General features: G+C 66.5%; 8 protein-coding genes and 1 pseudogene. All 9 read left to right on the forward strand.

What is annotated here, in order from left to right; genetic code table 11:
* The first annotated feature begins 28 nt into the window (after positions 1-28).
* A complete protein-coding gene (locus tag CFB82_RS06400; RefSeq protein ID WP_069247540.1) occupies positions 29-1,603 on the forward strand; it encodes a multicopper oxidase family protein in 1,575 nt (524 codons plus the stop codon).
* 17 nt (positions 1,604-1,620) lie between these two features.
* Positions 1,621-9,909 carry an Ig-like domain-containing protein gene (locus tag CFB82_RS06405; protein ID WP_179255376.1) on the forward strand — a complete coding sequence of 2,763 codons (8,289 nt, stop codon included), beginning with the start codon at positions 1,621-1,623 and terminating at the stop codon, positions 9,907-9,909.
* Between the two features lie 191 nt (positions 9,910-10,100).
* The gene (locus tag CFB82_RS44525) at positions 10,101-10,427 is read left to right on the forward strand and encodes a hypothetical protein (protein WP_373558746.1); all 327 of its coding nucleotides are present in this window, start codon (positions 10,101-10,103) and stop codon (positions 10,425-10,427) included.
* Positions 10,428-10,469: 42 nt separating this feature from the next.
* Positions 10,470-11,294 (forward strand): outer membrane lipoprotein-sorting protein, encoded by an 825-nt coding sequence (locus tag CFB82_RS06415; RefSeq protein ID WP_256990279.1) that lies wholly within the window; start codon positions 10,470-10,472, stop codon positions 11,292-11,294.
* Between the two features lie 27 nt (positions 11,295-11,321).
* Complete coding sequence (locus CFB82_RS06420; RefSeq protein WP_089483634.1) at positions 11,322-12,140, forward strand: hypothetical protein; 819 nt, start codon at positions 11,322-11,324, stop codon at positions 12,138-12,140.
* Positions 12,137-13,858 carry a cytochrome C gene (locus tag CFB82_RS06425; RefSeq protein WP_089483635.1) on the forward strand — a complete coding sequence of 574 codons (1,722 nt, stop codon included), beginning with the start codon at positions 12,137-12,139 and terminating at the stop codon, positions 13,856-13,858. Before CFB82_RS06420 ends, CFB82_RS06425 begins: the two co-directional genes overlap by 4 nt.
* A 160-nt stretch (positions 13,859-14,018) precedes the next feature.
* Positions 14,019-15,404: a cytochrome C gene (locus CFB82_RS06430; RefSeq protein ID WP_179255377.1), complete on the forward strand. Its 1,386-nt coding sequence runs from the start codon at positions 14,019-14,021 to the stop codon at positions 15,402-15,404.
* Between the two features lie 43 nt (positions 15,405-15,447).
* Positions 15,448-16,254: a c-type cytochrome gene (locus tag CFB82_RS06435; RefSeq protein WP_089483636.1), complete on the forward strand. Its 807-nt coding sequence runs from the start codon at positions 15,448-15,450 to the stop codon at positions 16,252-16,254.
* 152 nt (positions 16,255-16,406) lie between these two features.
* Positions 16,407-16,845, forward strand: a pseudogene (locus tag CFB82_RS06440) (c-type cytochrome biogenesis protein CcsB); the annotation flags it as partial.

Consider the following 16,845-nt stretch of genomic DNA (forward strand, 5'->3'; position numbering starts at 1 on the left):
CCACTTCACTCATGACATCCGGACCGCAATGTGCACGGGTGCCGGACGACTCGTACGGCTCGCCGTGGCAATGCTTGCCGCGTTGCTCTGCGGGCCGGTTCTGGCCGCCGCGCCGGGCATCACCGGCACGCATTTCGACCTGAGCGCGGAAGCGAGCCGGATCAGCCAGCCGGACGGCTCGAGCGTCTATTCGTGGGGCTACGGCTGCCGCACGGCGCCGGCGGGATTCTCGCCGGCGGGCATCACGGGCGCGAGCTGCCCGAGCATGCAGATTCCCGGGCCGACACTGATCGTGCGGCAGGGCGACGTGATCACGGTGACGCTCACGAACAACCTGCCGGCGGCCGCGGGCAACACATCGATCCTGTTTCAGGGATTCCAGGTGTGCGCGGCGGCGCTCAATCCCGACGGCTCGTGTCCGGCCGCGCTCACCGGCGTGCCCGGGCTGCTCACGCGCGAGGCGGCGCACGGCAACACGGTCACCTACAGTTTCGTCGCCGCGACGCCCGGCACGCATGCCTACTACAGCGGCACACGGGGCGACCTGCAGATCGAGATGGGCCTCTACGGCGCGATCATCGTGTTGCCGACGTCGGCGCCGGGCGTGCTTGCCGTGCCGGCGGGGTGCCGCGCAGTTGCCGCGACGCTGCCCGACGGCCAGCCGGACTACCGCAACGCGGCGGCGGCATACAACCATGGCTCGGCGTGCTATGACCGTGAGTATCTTTTTCAGTTCTCCGAAATTGATCCGCGCATTCATACACAGGCCGAGCAGGAGGCCGCGAAGACGTGCACGCTGCCGACGGGCTGCATGACCGTCGAGACCGAGCCTTATCACCCCGCGTACTTCATGATCAACGGCCGCTCGATGCCGGACGACATGGATCCGAACTATGCGATGCAGTATCCGCATCAGCCCTACAACGGCAATCCGCACATGCACCCCGGCGAGCTGGTGCTGCTGCGAATCATCGGCACGGGCCGCTGGCAGCATCCGTTCCACGAGCACGGCAATCACGTCCGCGTGCTCGCGCGCGACGGGAACCTGCTGCTTTCCAAGTCGGACGCGACCAAAGTCGCGGGTCCGCTGCTGTTCACCACGACCACGACGCCGGGCGAAACCTTGGACGGCATCTTCTACTGGACCGGCAAGGGGCTCAACTGGGACGTCTACGGGCACAAGCCCGGCGACGGCAGCGTCTGCATTCCCGATGCGAACGGCTACTACACCGCGGACCCGACGGCGCCGAACTATTACGAATGGTGCGCGGACCACAACAAGGCGCTCGAAGCGCATCCGTTCGGAAACGTCGGCAGCGGCGGACCGGTCACGCTGCCCGACTCGCACATCCTGACGAACGGTGCGTGGTATGGCGGCAGTCCCTATCTCGGACCGGATGCGACGATCCGCGCGACCTCGCCGACCGGCACGACGCCGCCGAGCGGCACGATCGCGAATCCGCCGGGAAGCGAAGCGGGCTTTGCATTCATGTGGCATTCGCACAATGAACGCGAGATCACCACGAACAACATCTTCCCGGGCGGAATGATGATGATGATGCTCGTCGATCCACAAGTCTTCGTGATCAACGAAGGCAACTAGAGGCGGGGAGAACGGAAATGCGATTCATCCAGTTCAAGGAGATGTTTCTCCGCCTGGCCAAGGCGAGCCTCGCCGCGTCCATGCTACTGGCAGCGAGCGAGGCATCGCTCGCCCAGACCGTGAACCTGACGGCGAAGGCCGTGTCCGCCACGATGCCCGACGGCGAGATCGTGCCGATGTGGGGCTACACGTGCTCGGCGGCCGCCGTGGCGCCGGCCACCTGTGCGGCGGTCAATCCCGGCGCCGGATCGGGCTGGTCGCCGGTGGTGATCACCGTGCCGTCCGGCGCGTCGCTGACGATCAACCTCACGAACAGTCTGCCTGCCTCCGTACCGACGTCGCTCGTGATCGTCGGCCAGCTGGGCGGCGGTCTCGGCAAGACGTCGACGTCGACGCCGAGCCCCGTGCATCCGCCACAAACCTCGACGACCTGGCCGATCGCCGGCACCGGCAGCGGCGCGACGTTCACGCCGCCCGCGCAGGGGCCACGGGTCCAGTCGTTCTCGACCGAGGTGGCTCACGGCGCGACGACGGCGCTGACGTGGAACAACCTGCGGCCCGGCACCTACCTGATCGAATCGGGCTCCCATCCGTCGATCCAGGGGCCGATGGGCCTCTATGGCGTGCTCGTGGTGCGGACGCCGCCGGCGACCGCGACGTCGCGACCGATCGCCTATCCGGGCGTGCCATACGATGCCGACATCCCGCTCGTGCTGAGCGAAATCGATCCGGTGCAGAACGCCGCGGTCGCCGCGGCCGTGGCGACTGCCGGCTTCAGCGAAACCAAGGTCTGGTCCGGCCTTTCCGGTGGCTGCGGGGATTCGCACTCCTCATCGTTCGGCACCTGCTATCCGCCGGCGGTGAACTACGATCCGCGTTATTACCTGATCAACGGCGTCGCCTTCGATCGTACGCATCCGGACCGGTCGTCGTTCCCCGCAACGGCTTCCGTGTCGACCGGCCAGGTGCTCCTGCGCTTCGTCAACGCGGGCCTGCGGATGCACGTGCCGTCGGTGGTTGGCGCGCAAAGCGGCAACCCGTCGGTTTCCGGCTTCACGCTCGTCGCCGAGGACGGCAATCCGTTGCCCGGCAATCCGCGCGTGCAGTCGTCCGTGTTCCTGGCGGCCGGCAAGACTTACGACGTGATGATGACCGCACCGGGCCTCAATGCGCCCGCGCTGCCGGTGTTCGACCGGCAACTGAGCCTGTCTACCAACAACCAGCGCGACGGCGGCATGCAGGCGTATCTGAGCATCAACAACGGCGCGCTTCCGTCTGCCGGTGGCGGTGGCCAGAACGTCGTCGCCAATCCCGACAAATACTTCCTCGTGGCGGGCAACACGCTGACCGTGGCGGACCCCGGGAAAGGGGTGATCGCCAACGACGTTGGCGTCTATGGCGTGCAGCTCGTGACCAAGCCTGCCAACGGAACGGTGACGCTGAACCCGGACGGCACGTTCAGCTACGTGCCCAAATCGGGTACGACTTCCGACAGCTTCGTGTATCAGGCGAACGGCAATCCCGCGGTCACCGCGACGGTGACGCTGGCTCCGTGCACGCAAGCCGCCGGCTGCCTGTCCGGTCCGCCCGTCGCCCACGACGACAGCTACACCAGCACCATCGCGTCACGGCTGCAGATCGGCGCGCCCGGCGTGCTCGTCAACGACACGGACCCGAGCGGCCTGCCGCTCGCGGCGGTGGTGGTGCCGAACAGCGCCAGCGGCGGCACGGTCACACTGAACGCGGACGGGTCGTTCAGCGTGACGCCGGCCGCGCCGCCGGTCGGCAGCGCAACCGCGGGCGTGACCTTCAAGTACACGGCGGTCAACTCGCAGAACACCGCGAGCGCGCCCGCGACCGTGACCGTCACGTTCAATGGCGGCAGCGGACTCGCGGTGAAGGTGCTGGACGCGCCGAGCGCGGCCCCGGGCAAGACGCCCGTGCAGCTCACCGACTATCGCTGGATCATCGAGGAAGACCGCACGTTCCAGATCGATCCGGCCTGCCAGGTGAACACGACGCCGCGCCCCGCGAACTGTCCGCCTCTGCCGGTGCCGAGTCTCGGCACCAGCTTCCATTCGAGCTACATGCCGGTGGTCGCGGCGGGTTGTGTCGGCACGGTGGCGTGCGAGTCGGGGCAGACGGTGTTCGATCCTGCCACCAACACGCACGTGCCCGCGGTATGCGACATCGGCGACGGCGCGTGCCGCACGACAGCCTCGCAGCAGGTGCCGGTCGACCCGAGCCAGGTGTCGCTCGATCCGGCCAAGCACTATTACATCTCGATTCTGCCGGGCGATGCGGGTAACAGTTTCTCGAACGGCGGGGGCGCCCCGAAACCCGTCGATCCGAGCAATCCCACCGGCGCGATGCGGCAGTTCGACATTTCGAAGGATTGCCCGTCCGGTCCCGGCGGCGCGGATTTCGCGCCGGGCACGGGCGCCTGCGGTCATACGATGGGCGGCGCGCCGATCGCGCCGGGACAAAAGAACGTCAACGTGCTCGTGCAGGAGACGCCGCTGCAGACCGCGAAGATTTCGGTATTCGTGTTCGAAGACGATGCGCCCGTCAACGGCGAAGTGGACGTGAGCGGCGGCAACGACGGCTTCGGCAGCGCGCATGAGCCGGGTCTCGGCGGGTTCGAGATCAAGCTGTTCGACGACGCCGGCGGCACCGGCGACGCCACCGGGCAGATGACCTACGACATGTTCAACATGCCGCTGTCGAATTCGCTGCAGGGCACCGTCGATCCCGCCACGGGCCTGAACGCCTGCCCGATTTCGACGACGTCGACCGACGGTCTCGTCGGCATGATCCCGACCTGCCCGAAATACGAGTCCGACGGCAAGACGCTGTCGCCACTGGTTGGCCAGGCAGTCATCGCGAACCTGATGCCGGGACGCTATGGCGTCGTCGCGACGCCGGGTGCCGACCGGAACGGCCGCGGCGAGGAGTGGCTGCAGACCAACACGCTGGACGGACAGAAGGCGCACGACGCGTTCATCAAGGTCGGCGGCCCGTCGTACTTCCAGGAGTTCGGGCCCGCGGGCTTCCACGTGTCGATCGGCTTCGCGAATCCGAAGATCATCAACGACCGGCTGCCGGTGGTATGCGCTCACGCGACCTGCAACAACTCGCTCGCCGGCCGGATCACGAATCTGCACTACAGCCGCCCGCCGAACGAGAACCTGTACGGCTCGGGCTCGCGCGATTCGCTGGGCTTCACGCAGTGCTACGTGAGCGTCGGCGACACCGACGGGGAGGACATCGCCTTTACCAAGTGCAATCCCGACGGCACGTTCACGATCAGCGGCCTGCCCGACGGCACGTTCCGCATCACGGTCTTCGATCAATGGAACGACCAGATCGTCGACGGGCTGGCGACGGCGACGCAGTTGAAGGGCGGACAGTCAAAGAACCTCGGCGACATCCCCGTGCTGCAGTGGCATACGAATCTGTATACGCGGACCTTCTTCGACCAGAACGGCGACGGCGTCTCGCAGGACAGCGAGCCCGGGCTCACGCTCGTGCCGACCAACATCCGGTTCCGCGACGGGAGCTATTCGAACTTCAACAACACGGACCTGAACGGCTTCGCCGGATTCAACGAAGTGTTCCCGCTGTTCAACTGGTACGTGGCCGAAGCCGACACGACGCGCTACAAACAGACGGGCGTGCACGTGGTGTATGACGCGGGCGGTCCGGTCGACGGCACGCCCGGCGGCGGCAGCTCGAACATCGCGGCGAATTTCGCCAACACGGTCGAATCGTCGACGGCGCATCTGCCGACGAACCTGCGCGTGCCGGGCGCCCGGTACTGCAATGACGCTGACTGCAACGACCAGTCCGGCACGAACCCGTCGACCGCGCGGATCGACCCGCCGTGGGTGACGACCGAAGGCTGGCAGGGCTTCTCCGGCCAGAATTCGTTCATCGAGTTCGGCAAGAAGCCGTACGGCCCGACCGAGAACGGCGGCATCAAGGGCGAGGTGATCTACGCGTCGACGCGGCCGTTCGACGACCCGGCGCTGCTCATTCACACGAGCTGGACGCCGAACATTCCGAACGTGACGGTCAACCTGTACCGGGAGGACACGGCGGCGGACGGCACGACGACGCTCGCGCTCGTCGATACGACGAAGACGAGCAGCTGGGACGACTGGGCGCAGGGCTTCCGCACCGACGGCATTCCGAACATGAACTGCCCGGGGCAGGAGACGAGCGACCCGTTCTTCTTCACGCTGAAGGACAGCCCGCAGTGGCTCGACCCGACGCATCGCGCGTTGCCCGTGCATTCGCAATTCAAGTGCTATGACGGCATGCACGCGTTCAACCAGGTGCAGCCCGCGCCGTACGACGGGATGTACCAGTTCCCGAGCGTGACGACGCGCGATCCGTCGACGGGCCTGCCGACGGGCACGAACTGCAAGATTTGCGTGGCGAATCCGTCGGGCGACGGCACGCGGATGCTGCCGACCGGGAAATACGTCGTGGAGGTGGTGGTGCCGCCGGGCTACGAGCTCGTGAAGGAGGAGGACAAGAACATCCTGATCGGCGACAACTACATCGCCCCGGTGACGCAGCAGTTCGGCGGCCTCGGCAATATCTTCATCCTGCCCGACCAGGCGGCGATGAATTCGACCTTCAACCCGAACAATGCCCAGAACCCGACGTCCGATCTCGGTTCGACGCCGCGGCACGAAGGCGACACGGGCAGTGTCGAGACGTTCTGGCCGTGCGTCGGCGCATTGCGCGTCGTGCCGGACTACATCAGCCTGTTCCCGGGTTCGAAGGAGGTTGCGCCGTTCGCGGGCGCGTCCCGCCACCTGTGCGACCGCAAGGAGGTCACGCTCACGAACGAAATGTCGGTGCTCGCGAAGTTCTGGCTGTTCAGCTCCACCCATGTCGCCGCGCACTTCACCGGCTTCATGCTCGACGACTTCTCGTCCGAGTTCGATCCGTACTCGCCGCAGTTCGGCGAGAAGTTCGCGGTGCCGAACGTGCCGATCTCGATGAAGGATTTCGGCGGCAATGAAGTCGCGCGCATCTATTCGGACGCCTGGGGCATCTTCAACGGATTGAACTATTCGACGTGGCAGGTCAATCCGCCGAATCCGACCGGCTACGCGCCGACGATGATGGTCGCGTGCATGAACGATCCGGACATGCCCGACCCGGCGCATCCGGGGAAGACGATCCGTGATCCGTTGTTCAACCCGGCATACAGCCAGTTCTGCTACGAGATCCCGTTCATGCCCGGACAGACCCAGTACATGGACACGCCGGTGGTGCCGGTCCAGGCGTTTGCTTCCGGCTACAACCAGCCTGACTGCGCGTACCCGGACGGCACGCCCGCGATTGCCAGCGTGACCGGCGACGCGAGCGGCGGCGGCGCGGGCCCGTGGGTCAGCGCGGTCGGCCACCAGCTGACGATCAAGGCGCTCGGCGACCAGGTCGTGCCGAACAACGCGTACAACGGGCCGGCCGCGACCGCCACGCCGTTCAACCAGAAGTTCGTCAAGCGCCATTACGGCTTCGGTGCGGCGCAAGGCAAGGTCACGATCGGCGGCAAGGTGGCGGCGGTGCAGTCGTGGACGGACTCGGAGATCCACGTCGTCGTGACGCCGCTGATCGGCTCGAGCTGCACCGTTGACCAGCGCGGGGTGCTGACGCCGGCGTCCTGCGGCGAACTGGTCGTCACGACCGCCAGCGGCAAGAACACGATCGACACGGTCACCGTGACGGTGGGCGGCAAGGCGCCGACTTACGTGAACGGCGAGAACGCGACCAACGACGCGATCCAGACCGCGATCGACAACGCGACCCCGGGCGACCTGATCATCGTCGGTCCGGGCACCTACAACGAGATGGTCGTGATGTGGAAGCCGGTGCGGCTGCAGGGCGTCGGCGCCCCGTCGGTCGTGATCAACGCGAACACGCATCCGTCGGGCAAGATGGACGCGTGGCGCAGGAAGGTCGACTGCCTGTTCGGCGTCGCGATCAACGGCGCGATGATTTCGGCCTCGAACCCGTACGACCCGAGCGGCACCTACACGTGCCCGACGGCGATGCAGCGCAAGGTTGACCCGATCCCGTTCGAGCCGACCGTGGGGTGGGACGCGAACCTGAACGGCAACCTCGGCGAAATGCTGCTCGAGCCGACGCTGATGGGCGCCTACGAAGGCGCCGGCATCACGGTGCTCGGCAAGGGCGTGCGGGACGTGCTGGTGGGCGGCGTGCCGCAGGCCGACCCGAACTGCGTCGCGAACGGGATTTGCGTGCCGCTCACGGGCCCGACCCGGTTCCAGCCGAACCCGCCGGATTGCCGGAATAACCCGAGCAACTTCCTGTGCAATCCGTCGCGCATCGACGGCATCACGGTCACGAACAGCTCGCAGGGCGGCGGCGGGATTTTCCTGCACGGCTGGAACCATCTGATGGAGGTGTCGAACAACCGCGTGTTTTCGAATGCGGGCACGCTCGCGGGCGGCATCTCGGTCGGCCAGGTTGAAGTGCCGGACGGCACGATCGCAGCCGATGGTTTCACCGAGCTTCCGTTCGGCTTCAACAAGGCCGTGAACGTGCACCACAATTCGGTGACGTCGAACGCGGCGTACGGCGATGAAATCAATTCGAGCACACCGTCGTCGGCCGGCGGCGTCGTGTTCTGCACGGGCGCCGACAACTACCACTTCAACTACAACTGGGTGTGCGGCAACATGAGCAGCGGCGACGGCGGAGGCGTCGCGCACTTCGGCTTCAGCTACGCCGGCGATATCTCGCACAACTGGGTGCTGTTCAACCAGAGCAACAACCCGACACTGCCGACCTACGGCGGCGGCATCATCGCGCAGGGCGTGCCGCCGGACGGCACCTTCTGCGAGAACTCGACGGTCGACGTGGACTGCGCGCCGCAACTGTCCGACGGCATCGGGCCGCAACTGGTGATCGACGGCAACCTGATCATGGGCAACACGGCGGAGAGCGGCAAGGGCGGCGGGTTGCGGCTGCAGCAGGTGAACGGCACGGATGTGGAGCGCAGCCCCGGCAACGCGGCGCATTGGTACACGGTTCGCGTCATCAACAACATCATCGCGAACAATGTCGCGGGCTGGGGCGGCGGCGGCGTGTCGCTGCAGGATGCGGTGGCCGTGAGCTTCGTCAACAACACCGTGATGTCGAACGACGCGACGGCATCCGCCGGCGTGCTGTTCAACACGGACGCGGCCACCCAGGCGAACGTCGGGCCGCCGAACTGCACCACGGTCGGCGCGCAAACGACGTGCAACCCGATCACGACGTCGACGTACCAGCCGGCCGGACTCGAGACCGCGCGGCATACGGCGAACTTCGTGACGGCGTTCACCACTGCCGGGGTGGCGTGTCCGGCGGGCCTGCCGAACTGCACGACGTTCTCGAACCCGGTGCTGACCAACAACGTGTTCTGGCAGAACCGCACGTTCTTCATCACGGTGTCCGGAACGAATCCGAACATCCCCGGGGTGCAGAACACGGTGACGTTGAACCCGACGTTGAACCAGGCGGGGCACGCGACAGGCTATTGCGATCCGCATGCGGTGTATTGGGATATCGGCGCGTATGGCGACACGGGCCCGGGCAACCATCAGTCGGGTCTTTCGCTGAGCCCGCGGTATTCGATCCTGACGGATGTGGGCGACTACCCCGGCGCGAACAACAGCGGGGCCAACCCGGCAGTCGTGAGCCAGTACTGCAATGGCGCGCGCGTGCCGCCGGAAGGAGGCGGAAACGGATTCGCGGTGCCGCCCGGCATCTCGGACACGATCTTGCCGAACCCGCTGTTCACCCTGCTGCCGTCGGCCGTGCCGGATGAGGGCAATCAGTGGATCAACATGTCGTATGGCCCGCTGTCGCTGTTCAACATGTCGATCGTGCCCGGCAGCACCGGTTACGGCGTATTGCTCGGCAACTACTCGCCGCGCGCAGGTTCGCCCGCGATCAACGCAGGAACGCCAACGGGCGCGCCGAATCATGATTTCTTCGGTACGGCGCGTCCGCAACAGGGGAAGTACGACATCGGTGCGGTCGAGTTCCTGCCGTCCGGCATCGTGGGCGGCCTGCCGATCGATCCGCTGGCGCTCGGCACGGTGCTGACCGATGCCGTGGGCGGTCTGCCGATTCCCCCGCTGGCGGTGCCGATCGTGCCGGCCGGCGTCGTGGGTGGCCTGCCGATCGCTCCGCCGGCGGCGCCGATCTTGCCGGCCGGCGTCGTGGGCGGCCTGCGGATCAATCCGCTTGGGCTCGGCACGGCGCTGAATCGACCTTGAAGGGGGAAGCCATGAACCGTTCATGTTTGCTGTGCAGGCGAGCGGCGCTTTACGCCGTCGCCGCCTGTCTTGTCGCCGCGGCCGTCGCAGAGCCGGCCGCGGCGCAGCAGGGCGCGCCTGCTGCGCCCGGCGCGGGTGCGAGGCACTCGCCATACCGGCCGGACCTCTCGCAGCGCGCGAGAACCTACTACATGATGACGAGGGGGATCGACAACCTGAAGGTGCACCGCATCACATCGGACAACCTGATCCGCTTCAGCTACCGCGTGACCGATCCCGCCGCCGCGAAGCGGCTCGCCGACAGGAGCGCGACGCCGTATCTGTACGGGCAGACGAGTCACGCGCTGCTGGAGGTGCCGGTGATGGACAAGGTCGGCCAGTTGCGGCAAAGCGGCCGGCTCGAGGCCGGCCGGGAATACTGGATGGTGTTTTCGAACAAGGGCAACGTCGTCAAGGTCGGCGAACGCGTGAACGTGATCATCGGATCGTTGCATATCGACGGGCTGCTGGTCGAATGACGATGCGGCCGCGATTGGCGGCACAGGGACAGGAGAAGACTCATGACCCGGTTTCTTTCGGTAGTGGTTGGGGCAGCCTCGCTGGCTGGTTTGCTCGCGTCGGCGCCCGACTCGATCGCGGCCTCGGCGGCAGGCACCGCCCAGGCCGGGGCGGCATCGGCGGGGCGCGCGAGCGCCGCGCAGATCGTCGAGCGCAACGTGGCGGCGCGCGGCGGGCTGCAAGCCTGGCGCACGGTCAGCACGCTGACGATGTCGGGGCTGATGGAGGCCGGCGGCAAGAAGAACACCGCGCTGCCGTTCGTGATGACGATGAAGCGTCCGCACAAGAGCCGCTTCGAAGTCCGCTTCAACGGGCAGACGGCGTTCCAGGTCTATGACGGTGCGCAGGGCTGGAAAGTCCGGCCGTTCCTCGGCCGTGACGAAGTCGAGCCCTATACGCAGGCCGAGGCGAAATCGGCGGCGCAGTCCGCGGAACTGGACGGGCCGCTCGTCGATTACGCGAGCAAGGGCAGCACGGTTCAGTTGATCGGCTCGGAAACGGTGGAAGGGCATCGCGCCTACGTGCTGAAAGTGACGACGAAAGAGCGGGCGGAGCGTCGTGTGTGGATCGATGCGGCCACGTTCCTCGAGCTGAAGATCGACGGTGACCCGCGCGTGCTCGACGGCAGGATGCACGGCGTCTCCGTGTTCTTTCGCGACTTCCGGAAGGAGGGGGGGATCGTCGTGCCGCACACGCTCGAGACGGCCGTTGCCGGCGTGAAGGGAACGCACAAATTGACGATCGATCACGTGGCGGTGAATCAGCCGGTGGACGATGCATCGTTCGGCAAGCCGCAGCTCGGTGCGGCCACGGTGATGAGCCGCTAGCCGGACAATCGGGCGAGGACCGAGGCCATGAAGCGAATCGAATCGTGGGTGCTCGCCGGCTGCATGGCGGCAGCCTTGTGCGCGTGCAAGCAAGTGCCGGGGCAGGGTCTCACCGCGGACCAGATCGTCGAGAAGAATGTCGCCGCGCGGGGCGGCCTCGACGCATGGCGCAAGGTCCGGACGATGGTCTGGTTCGGCCATGTCGACAGCGCGAACGCCCCCGTGCGGGACATGCCGTTCGTCCTCGCGATGAAGCGTCCGAACAAGACGCGCTTCGAGCTGACGGTGTTGAACGAGAAGAGCGTGCGCGTCTTCGACGGCAGGGAAGGCTGGAAGCTGGGTGCGAGTCCGCGGCCGTACACGATCGACGAGATCAGGTCGGCGCGTGACGAGCAGGTGATCGACGGGCCGCTGATCGATCATGAGGCGAAGGGCGTCGGCGTGACGCTGGAAGGGGTCGACCCGATCGGCGGGCACGATGCATACCGCCTCGCGGTGACGCTGCCTTCCGGCGCGGTTCGCCATGTGTGGATCGATGGCCGCACGTTCCTGGACGTGAAGTTCGACCGCCAGTTGCGTGGCCCGCGCGGCCCGGTCACCGTCGAAGTGAGCTACGGCGATTTCAAGGGTATCGACGGGCTGCAGATCCCGTGCAGGATCGAAAGCCATACGGCGGCTTCCCCGAACAAGGACACGCTGGTCATCGACAAGGTGGTGCTGAATCGGCCGCTCGACGATGCGATCTTCGCCCGGCCCGCGTCGCCGGGCGGACGCCGTTCGGTCGCGATCGATGCGAGCGTGTCGCCGGCGCCGCCGAGCGCCGGCCTGCCGACGCCACGGCCATGAACGGCATCCGGCGGCGGCTGCGCGCCCTCGCGGCGGCGCGTCCGCTTGCCGTGAACCGACGGCTGGCGCGCCTGATTCTGCTGGCCGTGCTGTGCGCGCCTGCCGGTCACGCGCGCTGTGACGAGGTGGCGCCTGGCGAACCTGTGGCGCCCGTGCCGGTCGCGCCGGCGGACGCGGGCGAGGCGATCTACCAGCGCGGCATCCTCGGTTCGGGCGCGCCGCTCGAAGCTGTGCATCCGGACGGCGTGCGCCTGCGCGGCGCCGCGGCCGCCTGCATCAATTGCCACCGGCGCAGCGGCCTCGGTTCGAAGGAGGGCAACAATACGATTCCGCCAATCACGTGGCGCTATCTGGTGCATCCTCGCGCGCAAACCGGCGAGGATCTCGACATTCCGTACGTGCCCGGCATGCGCACCGATCGCGAACCCTACACGGAGGAACGGCTCGCGCGAGCCGTGCGCGACGGGATCGGTTCGGACGGCAGGCCGCTCGGCAGGTTGATGCCGCAGTACGCGCTCGGCGATGCCGACATGGCTGCGCTGACGGGCTACCTGAAACGTCTCGATCGCCACCGGCCGTCGGGTGTGACCGATACGGTGCTGCATTTCGCGACGATCGTCACGCCCGATGTGGACCCGGTGAAGCGGGCTGGCATGCTCGACGTCCTGCAGCACTACTTCGCGGACAAGAACGCGTTTCCGATCGGTGCGACGCCGCCGCTGCGCTCGACGCGAAAAATGATGTTCATGGTCAATCGGCGCTGGGAGCTGCACGTCTGGTCGCTCACGGGCCCGCCCGACACATGGCATGAACAGCTCAGGCAGTATTTCGCGCGGCAGCCGGTGCTGGCCGTGGTGTCGGGGCTTGGCGGCGGGAGCTGGGCGCCCGTTCACGACTTCTGCGAACAGGAGGCCGTGCCGTGCCTGTTTCCGAACGTCGAAGTGCCGGTCGAGACCGATCACGATTTCTACTCCGTGTACTTCTCGCGCGGCGTATTGCTCGAGTCGGACCTGATCGCGAAGCGCATCCTGGATGAAGCCGGTACGCGGCCTGCGGCGGGGGTGGTGAAGACGGTCCGGCAGGTCTACCGCGCGGGCGACAACGGCGAGCGGGGCGCACAGGCACTGACCGCCGCGCTGAAGGCGCACGGCATAGCGGTGTCGAATCACGCGCTCGCGCCTCGCGACGGCGTCGCGCATGCGTTGCACGGAATGGCACACGACGAGGTGCTCGTGCTGTGGTTGCGGCCGCCCGACCTCGCGGCGCTCGAGCATGTGCCGCCCGCGTCGGACACGGTGTTCATGTCGGGGCTGCTCGGCGGGCTCGACAGCACGCCGCTGCCGACGCGCTGGCGCGGCGTGACGCGCGTCGCCTATCCGTTCGACTTGCCCGAGGGGCGGCGCGTGCGCGTCGACTACGCGTTCGGCTGGTTCACGATCCGGCGGATCCCGATGGTCGCGCCGCAGGTGCAGGCGGACACGTATCTCGCATGCGGCCTGCTCGCCGAGACGCTGAGCCACCTGGTCGATGCGCTCGTGGGCGAGTATCTCGTCGAGCGCATCGAGGACATGCTCGAACGCCGCATCCTGACCGGCTATTACCCGCGCCTGACGCTCGCGCCCGGGCAGCGCTTCGCATCGAAGGGCGGCTATATCGTGCGGTTCGCCGGGCCGGATCGCGCGAAGCTCGCGGCCGACGGAGGCTGGATCGTCCCCTGAGCGGAGCGCGCGTCGAGATGGGGGAGGAATCAGACCGCGTATGGAGGAAGTCTCCCCATGCCGGTTATCGCGGGCGCTTCGCACAATGAATACATCGCGCGACGTTCTGATGTCGCGGCGGCGCAGCGCGGTGCGCACCGCGTGAGGGGGGAGAACAGCCATGACAACGCTTCCTGTCGATCATGACATGCGTCATCGCTGGGTGCATCGCGGCTTGATGATCGTGATCGCGGCGCTCGCGATGCTGCAGGCGTCCGTTGGGCAGGCACTGCCGATCTTTGCCCGACAGACCGGGCAGAGCTGCGTCGCCTGCCATGCCGGCGGACAGTTTCCCGAACTGACGCCATACGGGCGCATGTTCAAGTTGAATGGCTATACGCTCGGCGAACGCACGATTCCGCTTGCGGCGATGGCGGTAGGCGATCTGACCAAGACGCGCTTCAACAGCGACGCGAGCGGCAATCCGGTCAGTCCCAAGGACGGCCTGCCGATCTTCGACTTCGCGAGCGTGTTCCTCGCCGGGAAGATCACCGACCATCTCGGCGGCTTCGCGCAGTTCACCTATGCGAACTACGATCATCAGGATGCCAACGGAAAATGGAAAGGGTGGTGGGCATCGGACAACACCGACTTCCGCTTCGTCGACCGGATCATCTCGCCCGCCAACGACCTGATCCTCGGCCTGACCTTGCATAACAACCCGACCGTGCAGGACGTCTTCAATACCGCGCCGGCCTGGAGCTATCCGTACATCGGCTCGGCGATCAGCCCGGTTGGCGGCGTTCCGGTTACGCCGATGATCGAGGGGGGGCTCGCGATGCAGGTCGTCGGCATGGGCGGGTACCTGTACTGGAACAAGACGGTCTACGCGGAGTTGACCGCCTACAGCACGGCCGACGGCATCTGGTCGTTCCTGAGCAAGGGCAACCACGCGGGCAACCCGGACCACCCGCAGGTCTACCTGCGTGGCTACAACCCCTATGCACGCATCGCGCTGACGCGCGACTGGGGGCCGCACAGCCTGATGGTCGGCGCGTTCGGGCTGAGCGTCGACATCTATCCGAACGACCCGAACAGCTTCCCGATCTTCGGCACCGGTGTGACGCGCTATCGGGACTACGGCTTCGACACGCAGTACCAGTACCTGCTGGAGCCGCACACGATCACTGCGCAGGCGCGCTACGTACGCGAAAACATTCACGATCCGAACAATTTCGTCGTGAGCGACAACACGGCCGCGAACCTGAATTCGCTGCGGCTCAAGGCGTCGTACATCTACCAGGCCAAGTACGGCGTCAGCCTGTCGTTCTTCAATACGACGGGCACCGCCGACAGCACGGCCTATGCGGCGAGCGCGAACTTTCATCCGAATTCACAGGGCTGGACGCCGGAAATCTTCTGGATACCGGATCAACACATTCGCGTCGGCATCCAGTACACGCACTTCACGAAGTTCCTCGGCGCGACCACCAATTACGACGGCAACGGACGCAATGCAAGGGACAACGACACGCTGTTCGTCTATCTATGGATCGCGTCGTTCTGACGTCCGACGGGACGACGGACGTTGCGGCAGGGAGAGCACTGAAATGAACAAGGTGACCCATTTCGCTTCGCTTGCGCTGGTGCTGGCGGTATCGGGTTGTCACGACCTCGAGCGGTCGCGGGAAGTCGACAACCCGGCCGTGTCCGGCAAGACCATCGCGCTGCAGGTGTGCTCGAACTGCCATGGCGCGACCGGTGTGTCGGTGTCGCCGATGTTTCCGAAGCTCGCCGGACAGCGCAAGGAATATCTCGTCGATCAGTTGAACGACTTCAAGCATCACGCGCGCGCCGATCCGAATGCGAAGCGCTACATGTGGGGCTTCACGCATCTGACCGATGCGCAGATCGACCAGCTCGCGGAGTATTTCTCGAGCCAGCCGGCGGCGCTCGGCGAGGTCGGCGATCGCTTGCTCGTCGACACGGGCAAGGCGATCTTCGTGTCGGGCCTGCCGGACAAGGGCGTCGCGGCCTGTATCGGGTGTCATGGCCAGCATGGCGAGGGCATGAGCGGGTTTCCCCGTCTCGCCGGCCAGCACGCGGACTACGTGCTGAAGCAACTGAGGATTTTCCGGGAAACCGACACGCGGCCGCGCGGCGCGGTCATGAAGTCGGTGTGCTCGAACATGACGGAGCAGGACATGCGCGCCGTCGCGGCATTCGTCGAGGCATTCCCGGCGGAGGCCGGCGCATCGGCGAACCCGCCGCAAGTCGGTGCATCGACGAGCCCGATGGAAACCGGTGTATCGACGAACGCGCCGGAGGTGGGTGCACCGATGAACGCGCCGGAGGTGGGTGCATCGATGAACGAGCCGGAGGCCGGTGCACCGACGAACCCGCCGGCCGACCGATGAGCAAGCGCCGCCGAATCGGCGTCGCAGGCGGCACGTGCCGCGCGGCGGGCAGGCGGCCGGCGCCGGCAGTGATCATTTAGGCGTTTCGTCTCCCCCGGGGCGGGGCGCTTCTTTTTCTTCCAACCCTGCGCAGTTCCATTTCGGTGAGTGCCATGAAAGCGATGCAATCCTCTCGCGGCGATGCGGCTTCCGTTGCCGCGTCGCCGTATCGGCAAACAGGTGCGTTGCGGGAGGTTCGGGCAGTCGATCTGTTCGACGACCGTCCGTTCCTCGCGCGCCTGTCGCTGCTCGACTGGCTGTTCGCACTGGCGCTCGTGGTGGGCGCGGGCTATGCGCTCGTGCACTACAACGCGCGCATGGATGACTACGACAAGGCGGTGATGATCGGCACCGTGCCGGCGCTCATCGCGCTCGGCTGGCGCTGGAAGCCCGCGCGGCTGATGATGGCGTCGATCGCCGTGCTCGCGCTGCTGTCGATCCAGATCTACCAGGGCGATCTCGCGCGCGCCGATTCGGCGTTCTTCCTCAAGTACTTCCTGTCGAGCCAGTCGGCCATCCTGTGGATGAGCGCGCTGTTCGTGCTGGCGACGA

The sequence above is a fragment of the Burkholderia sp. HI2714 genome (assembly GCF_002223085.1).
In the GTDB taxonomy this organism is placed as follows: domain Bacteria; phylum Pseudomonadota; class Gammaproteobacteria; order Burkholderiales; family Burkholderiaceae; genus Burkholderia; species Burkholderia lata_D.